16 protein-coding genes are annotated in these 16,667 nt (G+C 42.8%); 9 read left to right on the forward strand and 7 right to left on the reverse strand.

The window, feature by feature from the left end; translation table 11 throughout:
* Positions 1-34 precede the first annotated feature (34 nt).
* Positions 35-310 (forward strand): GlsB/YeaQ/YmgE family stress response membrane protein, encoded by a 276-nt coding sequence (locus RH949_RS04110; protein WP_006100974.1) that lies wholly within the window; start codon positions 35-37, stop codon positions 308-310.
* A 186-nt stretch (positions 311-496) separates the two neighbouring features.
* Here RH949_RS04110 and RH949_RS04115 read toward each other — a convergent pair whose 3' ends face one another.
* Both RH949_RS04115 and RH949_RS04120 read right to left on the reverse strand, forming a co-directional pair.
* Positions 497-736, reverse strand: coding sequence for a hypothetical protein (locus tag RH949_RS04115; RefSeq protein WP_006100983.1), 240 nt, complete (start codon positions 734-736; stop codon positions 497-499).
* A gap of 50 nt (positions 737-786) precedes the next feature.
* Complete coding sequence (locus tag RH949_RS04120; RefSeq protein WP_446352006.1) at positions 787-2,115, reverse strand: hypothetical protein; 1,329 nt, start codon at positions 2,113-2,115, stop codon at positions 787-789.
* Positions 2,116-2,243: 128 nt separating this feature from the next.
* On the opposite strand from RH949_RS04120, the gene RH949_RS04125 reads away from it, so the two are divergent.
* The 6 genes from RH949_RS04125 (at position 2,244) to RH949_RS04150 (ending at position 12,337) form a co-directional block, all read left to right on the forward strand.
* Positions 2,244-2,834 carry a chromophore lyase CpcT/CpeT gene (locus tag RH949_RS04125; RefSeq protein ID WP_006100883.1) on the forward strand — a complete coding sequence of 197 codons (591 nt, stop codon included), beginning with the start codon at positions 2,244-2,246 and terminating at the stop codon, positions 2,832-2,834.
* 255 nt (positions 2,835-3,089) lie between these two features.
* On the forward strand, positions 3,090-8,357 hold the full coding sequence (locus RH949_RS04130) for a CHAT domain-containing protein (protein ID WP_446352007.1): 5,268 nt from the start codon (positions 3,090-3,092) through the stop codon (positions 8,355-8,357).
* A 166-nt stretch (positions 8,358-8,523) separates the two neighbouring features.
* Positions 8,524-9,477 (forward strand): glycosyltransferase family 10 domain-containing protein, encoded by a 954-nt coding sequence (locus RH949_RS04135; RefSeq protein WP_446352008.1) that lies wholly within the window; start codon positions 8,524-8,526, stop codon positions 9,475-9,477.
* A 5-nt stretch (positions 9,478-9,482) separates the two neighbouring features.
* A complete protein-coding gene (locus RH949_RS04140; RefSeq protein WP_446352009.1) occupies positions 9,483-10,490 on the forward strand; it encodes an Npun_R2821/Npun_R2822 family protein in 1,008 nt (335 codons plus the stop codon).
* 33 nt (positions 10,491-10,523) lie between these two features.
* On the forward strand, positions 10,524-11,438 hold the full coding sequence (locus tag RH949_RS04145) for an Npun_R2821/Npun_R2822 family protein (protein ID WP_446352010.1): 915 nt from the start codon (positions 10,524-10,526) through the stop codon (positions 11,436-11,438).
* Positions 11,439-11,482: 44 nt separating this feature from the next.
* Positions 11,483-12,337 carry a sulfotransferase gene (locus RH949_RS04150; protein WP_446352011.1) on the forward strand — a complete coding sequence of 285 codons (855 nt, stop codon included), beginning with the start codon at positions 11,483-11,485 and terminating at the stop codon, positions 12,335-12,337.
* Here RH949_RS04150 and RH949_RS04155 read toward each other — a convergent pair.
* From RH949_RS04155 to RH949_RS04165, 3 genes are all read right to left on the reverse strand, one after another.
* A complete protein-coding gene (locus tag RH949_RS04155; protein WP_446352012.1) occupies positions 12,329-13,198 on the reverse strand; it encodes a sulfotransferase family protein in 870 nt (289 codons plus the stop codon). The two genes, RH949_RS04150 and RH949_RS04155, sit on opposite strands and share 9 nt — an antisense overlap.
* 149 nt (positions 13,199-13,347) lie before the next feature.
* On the reverse strand, positions 13,348-13,974 hold the full coding sequence (locus RH949_RS04160) for a TenA family protein (protein WP_446352013.1): 627 nt from the start codon (positions 13,972-13,974) through the stop codon (positions 13,348-13,350).
* A 9-nt stretch (positions 13,975-13,983) separates the two neighbouring features.
* Complete coding sequence (locus RH949_RS04165) at positions 13,984-14,124, reverse strand: hypothetical protein (protein ID WP_006100744.1); 141 nt, start codon at positions 14,122-14,124, stop codon at positions 13,984-13,986.
* A 197-nt stretch (positions 14,125-14,321) separates the two neighbouring features.
* On the opposite strand from RH949_RS04165, the gene RH949_RS04170 reads away from it, so the two are divergent.
* Together RH949_RS04170 and RH949_RS04175 are read left to right on the forward strand one after the other, a co-directional pair.
* The gene (locus RH949_RS04170) at positions 14,322-14,894 is read left to right on the forward strand and encodes a pentapeptide repeat-containing protein (protein WP_446352014.1); all 573 of its coding nucleotides are present in this window, start codon (positions 14,322-14,324) and stop codon (positions 14,892-14,894) included.
* Between the two features lie 45 nt (positions 14,895-14,939).
* Positions 14,940-15,473, forward strand: coding sequence for an alpha/beta hydrolase (locus tag RH949_RS04175; protein WP_446352015.1), 534 nt, complete (start codon positions 14,940-14,942; stop codon positions 15,471-15,473).
* Here RH949_RS04175 and RH949_RS04180 read toward each other — a convergent pair.
* Entirely contained in the window at positions 15,470-15,673 is a 204-nt protein-coding gene (locus tag RH949_RS04180) for a hypothetical protein (protein WP_446352016.1), read from the reverse strand. The two genes, RH949_RS04175 and RH949_RS04180, sit on opposite strands and share 4 nt — an antisense overlap.
* Before the next feature lie 306 nt (positions 15,674-15,979).
* Entirely contained in the window at positions 15,980-16,612 is a 633-nt protein-coding gene (locus RH949_RS04185; protein WP_006100754.1) for a low-complexity tail membrane protein, read from the reverse strand.
* Positions 16,613-16,667 lie beyond the last annotated feature (55 nt).

Consider the following 16,667-nt stretch of genomic DNA (forward strand, 5'->3'; position numbering starts at 1 on the left):
CAATAAAGATTACATTAAGTAAGGAGAGAATTCTATGAATATTATTGCTTGGCTCGTATTAGGTCTAATTGCAGGCGCGATCGCTAAACTCATTTATCCCGGACATCAAGGCGGCGGAATCTTTGCCACCATTGGCTTAGGGATTCTCGGTGCTTTAGTCGGAGGGTTTCTGGGTAAACTCTTGTTAGGCTCGTCCGGAGCCGCCGCCGCCGCGTCAGGCGCTCTGAGTATTGGCAGTATTATCTTTGCCATTCTCGGTGCCTTGCTGTTGATCTTCATCTGGGGTTTAGTCACTCAGAAATCCGCATAATCAAAAAATAAGATAGAAGGCAAAAGGCAGAAGGCAGAAGACTGTAAGGTTAATATCTGCTTTTTGCCTATTTTATAGGGGTAGGAGGAAAAGACACACTGCACGAAGAAACTGATGTGCAGAAATTAGGTCCTTGTCTATTCCTTCAACCCTTACGAATGACATAAGACATAAGGCGATCCCCACCTACTTATTTTGCCAAATCTGCCAGACTGCGCCAACCGAAGCACCAACGCCTGCTAATAAACCCATTCCCATTCCTTCGACCGTTTTAACCATGGGATCTTGCAACAAGCACTCATCGGTCGGTGTCGCAACACCTAAACACTGATTCAGTTCCGCTTGAGCAGCAGTTCCTCCCACAACAAGACCCACCGCACTACAACTCACGATAAATAGGCAAAGGCGAATGATTTTTCTATCCATCGATAGAGACACTATTAGATAATTTGCCCTATCCTAACCTACCTAAGGGATTATTGGAAACCTTTGGTGGCTTTCTTTTTCCGCTTACCTTTAGACTTGGATTTGTGAACCTCAGCGACAGCCGACTCAAACAGATTGTGCAAATGCAGGGGAACGCTAGCAATTTCTGGGAGTTCCGGTTCTAGGGGTTTATGAAACTCGTGGTGAAGTGTGGGTTCTAAATCCTGCTGGAGATTAAAATCTGGACGATCTAACACTGTTTGTAATAGCGTCTCCAGTTGAGTAGGATACTCCTCGGCTAGCTGTTGCCAGATAAACAGGTTAATCTGAGGATCGTTTAAGTATTTGTGGACTCGTTGTTCAGCATTGGGATAAGTTTGCCAGTCTTCGGATGCTAGCATCTCCTGAAACTTAGAGTAACTGGGAAGAAACATCTGACCCCAACGGGGATGAGAAAAAACAGTCACCTGTTCAGCGTTGCGGATATCGTCCGGTAAATCTACCTTAGGCGTCACCATAGGAGAGTTGGTGGAGTTGTCCAACATATTGCTAACCGCGTTGGCGTCTGCGCCTGCTTCTACCGCCGCTGATTTAACGTCCTCCTCATCCGTACCCGAATCTTGAATCATCTCTTTGAGGGATTTCGATGGATCAATCCCAGCCGCCGCTAGACGTTCTTGGGTCATTTTATCCCGCAGTTGAGCCAATTTTTGATTAAGCTGGTATCCAGGGAGGGTAACGCGATCGCGTCCAAAGAAGTCTACAAATGACTGATGATAAGTCGCTACAGAGTCCCAAGCCTGTTCTAACAGTTCCGGCGCATCACGGTAAAGGGCATTTTTGTAGTTGTTCTTGAATTCCCCAATGGCTACGGCTAGCTTGGGCTGACTCAAGCGCCCTTTGGAAATAATCGGACTAGAAATCATCCAGTAGGTATCGGTGACAGGGGTGAGGCGAGTGAGTAAGATTTCCCCAACCTTAAACCGCCGCATCTGGTCTATAGTTGTGGGATGAGTGGGTTTGACGGTGTAATGCTTATCGGTGAGCCAATTTTTCAGTTCAAAGCCATCGGGGAGGATGTGGGTAAGTTCAAACAAGCCAATAAAGCTATCTCGCCAGCGGTTTAACAACGTGCGATCGCTGGGTGTTAAATTAGGATGGTGTTCTAGGAACAGATCCAAAGGCGTCTGATTTTCCACGTCACCCTCAGTTAAGAAGGTATCAATCACCAAGTTGCGCTGGTTGATATCGTAGGGTTCTCGCGTCAACTGATCCGCCGCATAGCTTTCCAAGGCGACGGCTAACTCTCCGTCTGCTTCCAGTACGAAGTTGGTTAGGGCTTGTTTCAGATCTTTGGCTTGTTCTAGAATTGCATCCACAGAGGCTTGCTCACTGATCAACTCTATTAGGGTACAGCAATCAAGACATGAATGCCTCTGTTATTGGGAATAAAATCAATTTAAGATTGATCCAGATCCAATATTTCGATTAATCAAGATCGTTAATAATGACTCATTCTACTGACATTGCCACATTAGCCCGTTGGATGGCGGCTGACTTTAGTAACCAACAACAGGCTTTTGATAATCCGCCCTTTTATGCCCATATCCGGGTGTTTATGCGTCCCCTCCCCGCGTCACTCCTGGATGGCGTCAGTTTCTTTGTCGAACAGGCGTATGACTATCTTCTCAACGCCCCTTACCGCTTACGGGTGTTGAAATTAATGGTGGTTGGCGATCATATTGAAATTGAAAATTACACCGTTAAAGAACCCGAAAAATTTTACGGTGCCTCTCGTGATCTTAACCGCCTGCAAACCCTAACCACCGATCAGCTAGATAAACTTCCTGGTTGTAATATGATTGTCGAATGGACAGGGAAAAGCTTTCAAGGACACGTTGAACCAGGCAAAGCCTGTAAGGTTTTCCGCAAAGGCAAAGAAACCTATCTAGATAGTACATTTGAAATTGACGAAAATCAGTTTATCAGTTTAGATAGGGGACGCGATCCCGTAACCGATGAGCATATTTGGGGTTCTATTGCGGGTCCTTTTTACTTTGTCCGTCGGGCTAGTTTTGCCGATGAAGTGACAGTTTAAGCAATGGGTTAAATCTGAGGTTGAATATCGCTGATTTAAAATCTGATAAATAGAGGTGGGGACACGGCATTGTCGTGTCCTTATAGAGATCAGGTTGAACTGTATCATTTAATTTCTAAAATTAGCTGATCGCAAATCCTTCGACTACGATAGACAGTAGGATCTAATCCGCGATCGCACCAGCCGATCTCAGTTTTTCCACCGTTTGATGATCCACGCATCAAGAACCCAAAAATCACCTTTCCGGAGGATGCCATGACTACCGCCATTTCTCTTGTCATCACTACTTATAACCGAGAACGTTATCTCGGCGCGGCGATTGACAGCATATTGGCACAAACTTGGGGAGATTTTGAGGTAATTGTGTGGGATGATGGGTCAACGGATGGATCAGTTGCGATCGCCCAAGACTATGCAAAACGTGATCCACGAGTCCGAGTTATCGCGGCTGAACATCAAGGACGAGGTATTTCCCTCAAATGTGCGATCGCCCAAACCACGGGTTCCTATATCGGTTGGGTGGATAGCGATGACAGATTAGCCCCCACTGCATTGGCGGAAACTGCCGCGATTTTGGATACTCAGCCAGAGGTAGGAATGGTTTACACCGACTACCAGGTAATCAATGAAAGCGGTAACGTGACAGGTTATGGCAGTCGATGTCGTATTCCCTTCTCTAAAGAAGGAATGCTACAAAAATTTATGACCTTTCACTTCCGGTTAATCCGTCGTTCCGTCTATGACCAAGTGGGGGGAATTGATGAGTTATTTTACTATGTTGAAGACTACGATCTATCCTTACGGCTTTCTGAACTAACAGACGTATACCACCTTAAAAAGCCGCTCTATTATTATCGCAATCATTCAGACAGTATATGTTATCAACACTCCCTTGAGCAACGTCTGCAAGCCCGTAAAGCTGTTGCTTGGGCGATCGCCCGTCGGAGTTCAATCAACCAATCAGACTCATCCTCAAAACCTGCTTGTACCCGTCCAATTCGCAAAGTGTTGAAACAGATCGTATCATTTGCGGCACTTCCCCTCATCGCCGCTATCAATGTGATGCCAGCACAGGCACAAATTACACCAGCAGCAGATGGTACAGGAACTCAAGTTACACCAATAGGTGATCAGATCGATATCACAGGCGGTAAATTATCGGGAGATGGGGCAAATCTTTTCCACAGTTTTAGTCAATTTGGATTAGACAGCGAACAAATTGCTAATTTTCTTTCTCAACCCTCAATTCAAAACATACTAGGGCGAGTCAATGGCGGATATCCTTCAATCATTAATGGTTTAATTCAAGTCACAGGCGGTAACTCCAATTTATTTTTAATGAATCCTTCGGGTATCGTATTTGGGGCTAACGCTAGTCTGAATGTTCCGGCTGATTTTACGGCAACAACGGCTACAGGAATTGGTTTTGATGGGGGTTGGTTTAACGCTGTAGGTTCAACTAATTATATCAACCTTGTCGGTAATCCCAATGCCTTTGAGTTTGCCACCTCACAGCCTGGAAGTATCGTTAATGCGGGTAATTTAGCTGTATCTGAAGGGCAGACACTCTCCCTAGTTGGAGGAAATGTGATCAATACAGGGACAATGGAAGCGACTGCTGGCACAATTACCATTGCGGCAGTTCCTGGAACCAGCCGTTTGCGTCTGACGCAAACAGGACAAGTGTTAAGTTTGGAGGTATCCGCAAATAACCTTAACTCTATCACACCATTACTGTTGCCGGAATTACTCACAGGGAGTAATGAGGAAACGGGTTTAACGGTTAATGAAGATAACACGGCACAAACTGCCGCAGGTACGGTAATTCCTCAGCAACCAGGAACCGCAATTGTATCGGGAACAGTGGATACTTCCGCTGACTCAGTGGGTGGAAATATAGATATTTTCGGAACTGTTATCGGTTTAATTGATCAAGCTCAAATTAATGTTTCGGGTGACACAGGTGGAGGTGAAATCCGAGTAGGTGGCGAGTATAAAGGACAAGGTACGGTTCCGACGGCTGACACAACTGTCGTCGGTAATCAAGTTAGTATTAACGCTGATGCCAGAGTGAATGGAAATGGCGGGCGTGTTATTGTTTGGTCAGATAATTTTACCCGCTTCTCTGGGACAATCACAGCGCGAGGGGGTACAGAAAACGGGAATGGTGGGTTTGTAGAGACATCCGGGAAAAACGTGTTGGAATCTATTGGTGGAACAGTAAATACTAGTGCCGCTAATGGTTTACCTGGGAGTTGGTTACTTGATCCTTGGAATGTCACCATTACAGATGATGCTCCTACTGGTACTTTTACGGGTGGAATTTTTACGCCTTCTGCTGAATCTCAAATCAATGTCAATGATATAGTCAATGCTCTCAATGGCGGCACTGATGTCACGATTACAACAGCAGGAGAGGAAGGAAATGAAGGAAATCAGGAAGGCACTATTACAGTAAACGCTGCCCTTGATATCTCTTTGAATGCTGGAAATACGACGTTAAGTTTAGAAGCTGATAATGATATTATCGTAAATGCTCCTATCAGTAACATCAGTGATATTTATATCCTAGATTTGTTCTTCCAAGCTGGTAATAACATTGATGTTAACGCTGACATTAGCACTGCGGGCGGTAGCATTGACTTTACAAGTAACAGTGGGACGATTAATACCAGTGGAGTAACTCTCGACTCTAGCTCAAGTTTTACGGATGGGGGGGCGATAAACCTCTTGGCTCCTATAGGGATTACGACAGGAGAAATTAATTCGACTTCAACGTGGGCTGGCTCTTCCACGGTTGGTGGAGCGGTTAACATAACCTCCAACGGCGATATTATTACTGGTGCGATTAATTCATTTTTTGAGGCTAATAATTTTTATGGTTCTGAAGGAGGGGCAGTCAACGTAGAAGCAGGAGGAAATATTCAGACAGGTGAAATTAATGCCTCTTCGATTAATGAAGCATTCGACAACATAGGAGATGAAAATTCCCAAGGGGGTGCAGTCGAGTTAGTTGCATCAGGCACTATTACAACAGATGGAATTAATACGTCAGGTAGCAGCAATGGTGAACTGAATAGTATAGGTGGTTCAATAACCATTGAAACTGAAAGTGATATCAATGTCACAGGCATAATTAATTCCTCAGCATCGTCTTCAGCGTTTGCTATTGAAAGTTCTGTGACTTCGGGTTCTGCAACTGGAGGATTAGTGAGCCTAAATTCCGCAACAGGTTCTATAAATACAAATACTATCAATTCCTCTGCATTGTCTTCGGCTTTTAGTAGTGCAGGTGTGGTTACTTCGAGTTTTGCAACTGGAGGTGAAGTCAACTTCAATGCTACTGAAGCTATTCAAACAGGATCAATTGATACAACGGCATCTTCTTTCGCTTCAGATGAAACCGGAACGGCAACAGGTAATTCAGTAACCTTAGAGGGAAGTAGCATTGTATTTGAGAGTATCGACACCTCAGCGTTTTCTGACTTAGCCGATGGAATCGGAGGTAATGTTAGCATCACCGCCAATGGAATTCCCAACGGTTTAGTCAGGGGTGTGGGAACAATCCCTAACACGGATATCACGATTTCTACTCAAGGAAATACTGAGTCGGGTACAGTAGACATTACTCATAATGGTGGAATTGATAATGAGTTATTTACGGTAGGAGATGCAAGTATAAATGGAACAGCAGGTGGAATTAATGTAGGCGAAATTACTATTCCCACGGGTCAACAATTTCCAGAACCAGGTACTCTGATTCCAGATACGATAACCTCATCCCAGGGCAATATCAATATTACGTTTGTCAACCAATCTCCAAGTTTAACTGCTGATGTATCATTGCCAACGACAGAAACCAATAAATCGATTACATTTACATTGTCGGATTTAGATATAGAAGTGGCAGATGCAAATGGCGATAATACCACAATCCAAATTAGCGAAATTACTGCCGGAACACTAACGCTAGAAGATGGGACACCAGTGACTTCGGAAACAGAACTATCCGTCGATGATGTGTTGGTATATACCCCGCCAACAGATGAGACAGGTGATATTTTAGCGTTTACCATTGTAGGGAGCGATCGCGTGTCCTTCTCTGAACCGCAACAGGTGAGCATTAACGTCACCGAGCCACCACCAACACCGATACCGACACCAACACCGATACCGACACCAACACTGACGCCACCAGCAACTGCTCTAACCCAAAATCAAGTAGAAGAAGAAATCGAATCGTTCTCGGTTGTTCAACCCATCGCATCCAATCGCGTAAGTACCCCGATCAAAAGCGAGACAGAAGCGCGTCAAATTCTGAGTGAAATTGAACAAGCAACTGGGGAAAAACCCGCACTCATTTATGTCAGCTTTGCGCCAACTGAAATCTCAAAAAACACCAACTATATCGGATTAGAAACAAATAATACCGAGGCGTTTGATAACTACCTCAATCGCTCCGGTCCCCATGTTACAATTACTCCCCAAGAGAGTGATCAATTAGAACTGCTGATCATCTCCGCCGAGGAACCCCCGATACGGCGACGCATCGCTGGAGTCACCCGTGGACAAGTCCTAGAAGTCGCTCAGGAATTTCGCCGCAACGTCACCAATGTCAGGATTCCCCGTGACTATATCACTCCAGGACAACAACTTTATCAATGGCTTGTTGCTCCCCTAGAAGAAAATCTACAAACCCAAGAGATTGATAACCTCGCCTTCATCATGGACGAGGGATTACGTTCTTTACCTGTAGCCGCACTCCATGATGGCGAAGGATTTCTGATCGAACGTTATAGCGTTGGTTTGATGCCCAGTCTATCGCTAACCGATACTCGTTATGTGGATATTCGCAATGTTGGTGTCCTCGCCATGGGTGCTGATACATTCCAGGATCTGAACCCCTTACCTGCTGTACCCTTAGAATTATCCGCGATCGCAGGTCCGCTGTGGCAAGGTAAGGCATTTCTTAACCAAGAGTTTACCTTAGAAAATCTCCAGAAAATCCGCTCATCTCAACCCTTTGGAATTGTCCACTTAGCCACTCATGGCGAGTTTCAATCGGGGAAGGCGTCTAACTCCTATATCCAGTTATGGAACCAGAAACTCAGATTAGATCAATTGCGGCAACTCGGATTAAACAATCCTCCCACAGAACTATTAGTCCTCAGTGCTTGTCGCACCGCCTTAGGTGATAGAGAAGCCGAATTAGGGTTTGCTGGGTTAGCCATACAAGCTGGGGTGAAGTCCGCCTTAGGAAGCCTCTGGTATGTTAGTGATGCGGGTACTCTGGGATTCATGACCAGCTTTTATGACCATTTGCAACAAGCACCAATTAAAGCCGAAGCCCTACGCCAAACTCAACTGGCGATGCTTAACGGTGAAGTCCGATTAGAGGACAAACAGTTAATCGCGGGGGATATACAGATTCCCTTAAACCCCGAACTCGCCCAAACGCCAGACCAAGATTTTACCCATCCTTACTACTGGAGTGCTTTAACCCTGGTGGGTAGTCCTTGGTAGTAGTGGCGTAGCCCATCTCAGCAAGATGAATTAACCCTTAGCCCAGAAACCGTAGGGGTGCACAGACGTGCGCCCGATTTAACCATAAAATCTATTCCCCAATTTTTGCAGTTGGCTGACTGGCAGAATAAATGCTAAGACTGATACGGTAGACTGACAAAAAAACATGGGCAGAAAAATTGTCGGAATGATTAGCAGTTATCGTGGGCTGAATCAAGCGGACTGGCTATGGCAACAAACGCCAAACCCTTGTGGAGTCTGGGATAACATCCAAATGCTCTCCCAAGCCCCTGAGCCTGATTTTCTGCTCATGTACCAGTATTCGTTTCCCAAGTCTAGCGCCCAACTCCCTTGGTGGCAACGTTTGCGCCAAAAAAAGACCTCAAAACCTGATGTCGCTTCCCAGTTACGCGGCGTTCCCAAAGAGCGGATAATCTACTTATTACGAGAACCGCCCCTGGAAAAAGTGGTTCAAAACCACAAGGCAAATTACGAAGCCGCGAAAAACTATTGCGGTTACATTTCCGGACCCGATGATTTTGCCCCAACCCCTGATTATATGCCCGCGATTTGGTATCACGCCAACTCCTTCCGAGAATTAAATGAAATGATACCGCCGGAAAAAATACACGCTTGTAGTTGGATCACCTCTGGAATCGATCGCACTCCTGAACATCGTAGACGTTTAGCCTTCTTGAAGTCATTACGAGAGAGTGGGTCTGAGTTTGACCTGTATGGGCGTAGATTACCAGACTGGGCGCAGGCAAAGGGTACCCTGAAAAACAAATGGCATGGCATGGCACCGTACTACTATAATCTGGCGATCGAAAACTATGCTGAGAATGAGTGGTATGTCAGCGAAAAACTCTGGGATGCTTTGCTAGCCTGGTGTTTGCCTATCTACTATGGCGGTTCAGCAGCAGATAAATTACTGCCACCGGGAAGCTTTTTACGGCTACCGACACTAGATGAGCAGGGCATCGCTTATATTAAAGAAGTAACCTCAACCCCGGAAGCTTGGTATGAAGCCAAGGACGCGATCGCTGAAGCCCGTCAGATAATTTTGCATAAATTGAATCTGCTTAACTTCATATCTAACCTAGTGGCAAAACTCAATTAAACCTGATGAAAGAAGGAATTTATACCCTAGCCAACGATGCCGTTTATGATCAACTTGTGGCGTTGCTCAATAGTATTGAAGCCAATGCCGGTTCCGACATACCTGTGTGTGTAATTGCCTATAACAATCAGTTAGATAAAGTCCGACTAGAAGTAGCCAATCGCCAAAATGTGACCTTGCTTGAAGATACTGCCCTGTTCCAACGCTGGGAAGATTTCTCCTATCAGGTATGGAAAACCCATCCCAATGCTTTACAGGTATGGCAGGAGCAAGGAATCACCTCGAAATTCTATCGAGTGGGTGAAAATCACCGCTACTGTGCCTTTGATCCGGACAGTCCATTTGAGCGATTCATCTATCTTGATGCTGACACTTTGGTCATGAATTCGTTAGATTTCATCTTTAAACAGTTAGAGGAGAGTGATTTTGTTGTTTATGACTTTCAATACAAAGATCCGGGACATATTTACAACATAGAATCATCAATTCTATTTCAAGTATTTGATGACGTGAAAATCAAATCAGAAATATTTTGTTCTGGATTTTATGCCTCAAAGCAAAATATGTTTCCCCAAGAGAGACGAGACTGGTTGATCTCGCAGCTAGCTGCAGGAGAAGCCGAGGTACTATACTTGCGAGCGCCTAATCAGTCTGTTTTAAATTACATGAGAATGCGGTCTGATCTCTCCATTCATAATTTTGCCTTAACTCTACCAGCTACTCAAAAAACGGGAAATTCTGTCACGTCTTCACATTTTACGAATAGCGATAACATACTATACGATAAAGGTACACGCTTAACGTATCTGCACTACATTGGTGTTTCCTCTAAACTGATCAAGAAAGTTTGTGCAGGTGAAAATTTAGACTTTCCCTATCGTGATATTTTTTTGCATTATCGCTACCTTCATGAACCCGAAAATTGTCCAAAATTCACCACTCTACCCAAACCCTATAATCAACCGCCTAATCTAGCGACTAAAATCTTGAGGAAACTCAAACTAACGCCCTAGATAGTTTAATCAACATAAGTCGAGGAGTTTTCAATGAGTCGTGGAATTTATATTACAGCTAACGATAAAGTCATTGAGCAGACAATTGCTCTGCTCAAAAGTATCCGCTTTTATGATTCAGAGACACCGATTTGCTTAATTCCTTATGATGATAACTATCAAACCATTGCTAAAATTTCAAAAGACTCCTATCAGGTAGAAATCTATCAAGACTTAGACTTTATCGAACGTCTATCCAATCAGTTATACGAAATATTTGGCAAAGGATTTTTTGCTCGACCCAATCAATTCCGTAAACAAGCTTGTTGGTTCGGAAAATTTGATAAATTTATTTATATCGACACAGATATTGTTGTCTTTGATAAAATCATAGCAACAACAAACTATTTAGAAAAGTATGATTTTATTTGCTATGACTATCAACATAGCGGTGGAATAAAAAACGTATTTACATCTAAAGTCTTAGAAGACAGTGTATTTAGCGAAAATGATATTCAAGATATGTTTAACGGCGGCTTTTGGGGAGCCAAGAGAAATATGATATCTGAGAAAACACTATATCAAACATTTGCAGAATGTGCTTCTCATCCTGAATACTTCGACTTTTCCCAAAAAACCTCCGATCAACCTATCATCAACTACATGATATTGAAGCAGGTTCCCCAGCGATTTAATATCGTGCGTCGCCCCGGTGGTGCGCCAGGAAGTTGGGCGGGTAGCAAACATTTTCAGGTGCAAGATCATCATCTGATTGACCCGAATGTCAATCAACCGCTAGACTATTTACATTGGGCAGGAATTCGCATCCAGCCAGGTTGTCCCTATTGGGATATCTGGAAATATTATCGCTATCTCGGTGAACCTATCCCTGATGATGAATCGTTACAAAATCAAACATCAAACAATCTATGGCAGAAAATCAAAGGAAAAATACATCGAAAATTATAAAACAAATCAGATAACAAATTAATAGAGACAAGTGAGTCGTAAAAATGAGACATCCTAATTTTATAGTAGTAGGGGCGCATAAAGCAGCTACAACTTCTATCCATAATTATCTTCGACAACATCCTGATATATATTTAATATCCAATAAAGGTAGTGACCGCTTGAGTCGTAAACCTTACATAAATTCTCTTGAAGATGCAGAAGAATATCTAGCTCAATTTCAAGGAGCTACTACTCAAAAAGTTTTAGGTGAAGTTTCTAGTGTTTATCTGCATGGTAATGGAGTTGCTAGTAGAATTCAACATTTATTTCCTAGTATAAAGATTATTGCTGTATTACGAAATCCGGCTGAAAGGACTTATTCTCATATTTTATGGGCGGGAAATAATTATTTTACAACAAGAGAGATCAAAGACTTTGATTCAGTCGTTTTATCAATTTTTTTCAATCAAGAAAAATTTCGTAAACCCAGTTTTTATTATCAAAATTTAAAAAAGTATTTTAATGTCTTTGATAAAGAACAAATCAAAATACTGTTATATGATGATTTAGTGCATGACAAACAAAAGTTTTTCAAAGAACTACTTACCTTTATAGGTGTAGATTCAAATTTTGAGTTTGACCTTAAACAACGCTACCATAAAGGCACCCTAAAAATTGATAACTCTTCTAGAAAAATTTTGCAAATTATCCAGTCTCAAAATAATATAAAATTTTTTTTAAAATCTATTTTGAAACCAATTTTGCCCCAAATAAAAACGTTTCTAGAAAAAAGTCAAGAAAAACCTCTACCACCTTTATCAAAACGTGTCAGGACAGAAATACTCGATTTTTACCGTGATGATATCATTCAATTGCAGGAACTTACTGGATTAAAATTTTCCCATTGGTTAAACTGAATGGCAAGACAACCAATTAGATAAATCCCTTTCAATTAAATCTTGAAGCTTAAGGATATCATCTTTATAAATTTCAATTAATTTTCTTCTTACTTCTGGAGAAAGCTTAGCTTTGTAAGTATTCTTCTTAATTAAAGCTGATCTGATTTTTTGCCGAACCGGTAATGGCATCGCTAATTTTAAAAAAGCTGCAACAGAACTCCTGAGTAAATTAGGTTTGGTTAATAGTAGATTTAAAGACTGATTTTTAGGTAGCCCACCCTTTCTTCCTTTTTTACTCATATCTGGAATAAGAGTATCATTTACTTCAATAAATTTAAACAAATCTTGCATAAATGCAGTAGAATTTTGGCATAAATCATCGTACAATAAAATTTTAATAGACTGGCGATTAAATACTGTAAAATAAGGAATAATTTCTGAAAAATAATATCCTCGTTTTACATATTTGTTGTCTTCCGAAATAACTTGTTCAAAACTTCTCTTTTCAATTCCCTGACGAACATGCATTTGATAACTCGAAAATGCTCGTTCTGCTGGATCTCGCAGTATAGCAATAATTTTAACTGTCGGTATGTGCTGGTAAATCAATTGGGCTGATTCGGGATAGGCATAGTAGTTTGTAGAGATTTCTCCAGTTACACTACTTTTGGGTGCATCTTCAAACAAGGAACAATAGTCTTCAATAGTAGTTACTGCTCCCCATGGTTTGTGTTTTTCTCGCGTTTTTTCATTAATAAAAAAGAATGTTTCTTTTTTTGGACACATATAAATTTGAGGGTGTTGAGCGAGATAGTTATGTAATGAAGTCGTACCACATTTACCCGCACCAATAATGATAAAGTCAGGAAATCTATTCATAATATGACTCTCAAGAAAATTAACAAATTACCAAAAAATAGAATCTATTAATCAAAAGTAAAATTTTGAAGTTTATTGTTTAAGTTTGTGGATAAAAATTATTCATGAAATTTAATCGAAATTCTATCTTAATTACTATTGTATTACTGTTAATGACTAGCTTGCCATGCTGAATGAAAGAAGTCTCGTTCACACAGCATAGCATAGCGATAGCTGGATTTCACAGCTACTGAAAGTTGGGCGTATTGATCGGTCAACCGCTCTAATTGCTGCGCTAACTGCTCAAACTCAGGATTACTATAGGTGCGAATCCAATCCGTATAGGCGTGTTCGGGAATGCCATCCTTGGCTAATTCTTGACCCAAAAACGCATACAAGCGCATACAGGGTGTCATCGCCACTGTAATTAAACCAATCTCACTTCCCCAAGCTGTTGCCAACAAGAAGTCAGTATAACGCCGCGTCGCTATGGCGGGTTCAATCTGTTGTAAGCTGACTCCCCAGTCTGTGGCATAATTCTGATGCAGGCGTAGTTCTTCGAGGACACCGCCAGCGAGATGATGAAACGTGTTAAACCCATCCCAGTCGGAACATTTAGCAGCAGCGACGCTATAAGCGCGAGCAAACGCTTCTAAGAAAAAAGCATCTTGACCAACATAGTAAGCAAATTTGCGGCGTTCAAGTGTCCCTGTGGCGATACCTTGGACAAAAGGGTGTTCTAGACACTCCTGTACCAAGTCTTGGTTAAATTTCCATAAATCGCTGCTAAGTGTCATCGCGTTTGTTTATTGCCATGGACTCAGATTTTGTTCGGGAAAGGTGGGAAGTTGTAAGACTGAAGGGATCGGTGTTTTGTCAAATTCACCGTCTACCGATAGATATACTGAGAATGTAACCGCGATCGCTAGCAGTAGTCTTTCTAGCATAACCCACTCCTCTGATTGTCGCTCTTGTGAGCTGTCAACTGCCAGTATCTTCTCACTATCTGTGATTTTAATTAAAGGGCGGGTGATGCAAACCGTTAATTTTTGGTGACGATAGTCTAAGCTTTAAGTGATAGGAGTCATAGATTCTAGAGTTTCGGATTGAGTCATCACAGTTAGCCATCCTAAAAAGTTATGCCATGACATTTAAAGTCTTTCCTCCTCTAATCCTGTTTGCCTCTATCTGGCTACACCCCTCAGCGCAGGCGTTCAATCCAGCACACCTAGAACAATTGCGCCAAACAGGTAGCTGTATCGAGTGTGATTTGAGTGGGGTACAATTGGCTGATGCTCTCTTGAGCAATACGAATTTGAAGGGGGCTAATCTGGCTGGTGCTAATCTTATCCGCGCCGATTTAAGACGTGCCAATCTGGAGTATGCCAACCTGAGTGGTGCGAGTCTGGTTTCTGCAAATCTTACGGATGCGAAGTTAACTGGAGCTAATCTGATTGTGGCAGCCTTAATCGGTGCAAATCTAACTCGTGCGAATTTAGCTGGCGCTGGATTAAGTCTAGCTAAACTAGCGAATACTAATCTAGTTGGTGCCAATTTAAGCCTTGCTGAACTAAGGGCGGCGGATTTAAGTAATGCGAATTTGACCGCTGCTGATTTGAGTGGTGCTGACTTGAGAGAGGCAGACTTGGATAATACTATCCTCAATAACGCTAAACTTAGCTATGCGATTATGCCGGATGGTACTTTATTACCTTAATTTGTTGATTGTTGATTATTTTACTGTTCCCTATTCCTAATTTAAATGTCTAACTATTTATCAAATTTACGACATTTTCTGTATAGTGGGATCATTGTCGCTGGCATCTGGTCTTATAGCTTGGCTGCTAACGCCTCAGAATCCGTCGTCTTAAAATATCGTTTTCTGCGAGAGACGATATCGGTTCCCGAACTCTCGACATTTGCCCAAACCGGTGAGTTATCACGTTCTCTACAAGCGTATCTGGATTTGGCTGGGAAGCAACCCGAAGAACTACGGACGACTTTAACCCAACCCATTTCAGTTAATGGGATTATGCTTTCTCGGATTCTCAATACTCCTGTGGGAGAAGTAATGCTTGATCAAGTGAGTGAGGTGATTCATACTCCGACTAACCGGGCAAATCGCCAGTCGTTGCGATCTGCCTTAGTGATCTCGGCGCTCAATGATAATCAAATCACCCTGATCGAAATCCTGGAAAACTACCCAACCGCCGATGTTCATGTTGAAGGCAATCGCTTAGCGGAAATCGTGCAACAAATTACCCGCCTGAGTGAGGGTATGCCTCAGATTTTTTAATAAGCCAGAGTCTCTAGGGTATCCCGCAAATACCGACGCACCCGATGCTCCAAGCTGCGATCTTGAAGGTGATGGGCGGCGGGATGCTCCATTTGCCAGCGTTGAAATCCAGAACTGGCTGCGATCGCTTCTTTGAGATTGTCCCAAACTGGACTATCTGGGGAAATTTGGTTGGATTCGGATACAGTTGTGCTTTTCATAAACCTTTATCGTGATCTAAACTGAATGAGTTCGTAGCAATTCTTAACTGTTATTTGTATTTTTTAACCTTATTCTCAGAATAACGGAGCTGCGTTGTTTAAATTGTTACATTTGCAACAACTGATTGCCAACCTACCCAAATTTTTAGGACATCGGTCAAGAAACCGGGTTTCTGGGGGTGAAAGGTTGATATAGAGTTGTCATCCTCACGAGAAACCCGGTTTCTAGGAATACTTAGTCTAGACTCAAGGATGACATCCTCCCTTAAGGTTTGGCTGTTGACGTTTAATGTAGCCAAACTCAACTCAATCCACTTGTTCAGGGGACGATTCAGCCGAGGAAGACTCTGGGGCGATCGCAGGTAAAATTTGTTTGACCCGAAACCCTGGTACTGTAAAGTTTTCCGGTATTTTTTCCACTGGATAAGGTTGAGTTGCTGCCCACTCCGCCTCGCTCGTGAACAGAACTTGAACCACACTCAAAGGCACTTGCAAAAATAAGTGGCTTGCCAGAAACCCAACTCCTGCCAAAGCCAATCCAGCGATGTGCCATTGAACTGTCCAGGGAACGACCCCTGCCGCTAAAGGAGCGATGCTATAAATTTGCCACAGTACCCATACCATAAAACCTGCTGCCATAATCGTTAGCAGCGGGTTAGTTTTCCGGTCAAATAAGCTCAACAGTCGCCGCTGGGATTCCGTTAGGCGATCGGGTTTCAGAGCAACCACGAGCAGACTAAAAATATCAAAGGGGCGGGTCAATTGCATCCACAAAACTGGTGCGATGCCGATAACTGCCAAAATTAAGAGTTCTAGCCAGATAGGTAACAGGGGTTCACCCGTTGCCAGTCCTAGCGCGACAAACTCTAACGTTAGGGGAAGTGCAGCTAAACCTGCCAAATGTATCCACAAGAACGGTTCAGTCCAAAAAGAGCGCATTGGGTTGTCCTTTGTCTTTTGTGATTAGTCCTTAGTCATGAACCAAGGACTAATC

Source organism: Coleofasciculus sp. A1-SPW-01, from assembly GCF_040217205.1.
GTDB classification, from domain to species: Bacteria; Cyanobacteriota; Cyanobacteriia; order Cyanobacteriales; family Coleofasciculaceae; genus Coleofasciculus; species Coleofasciculus chthonoplastes_A.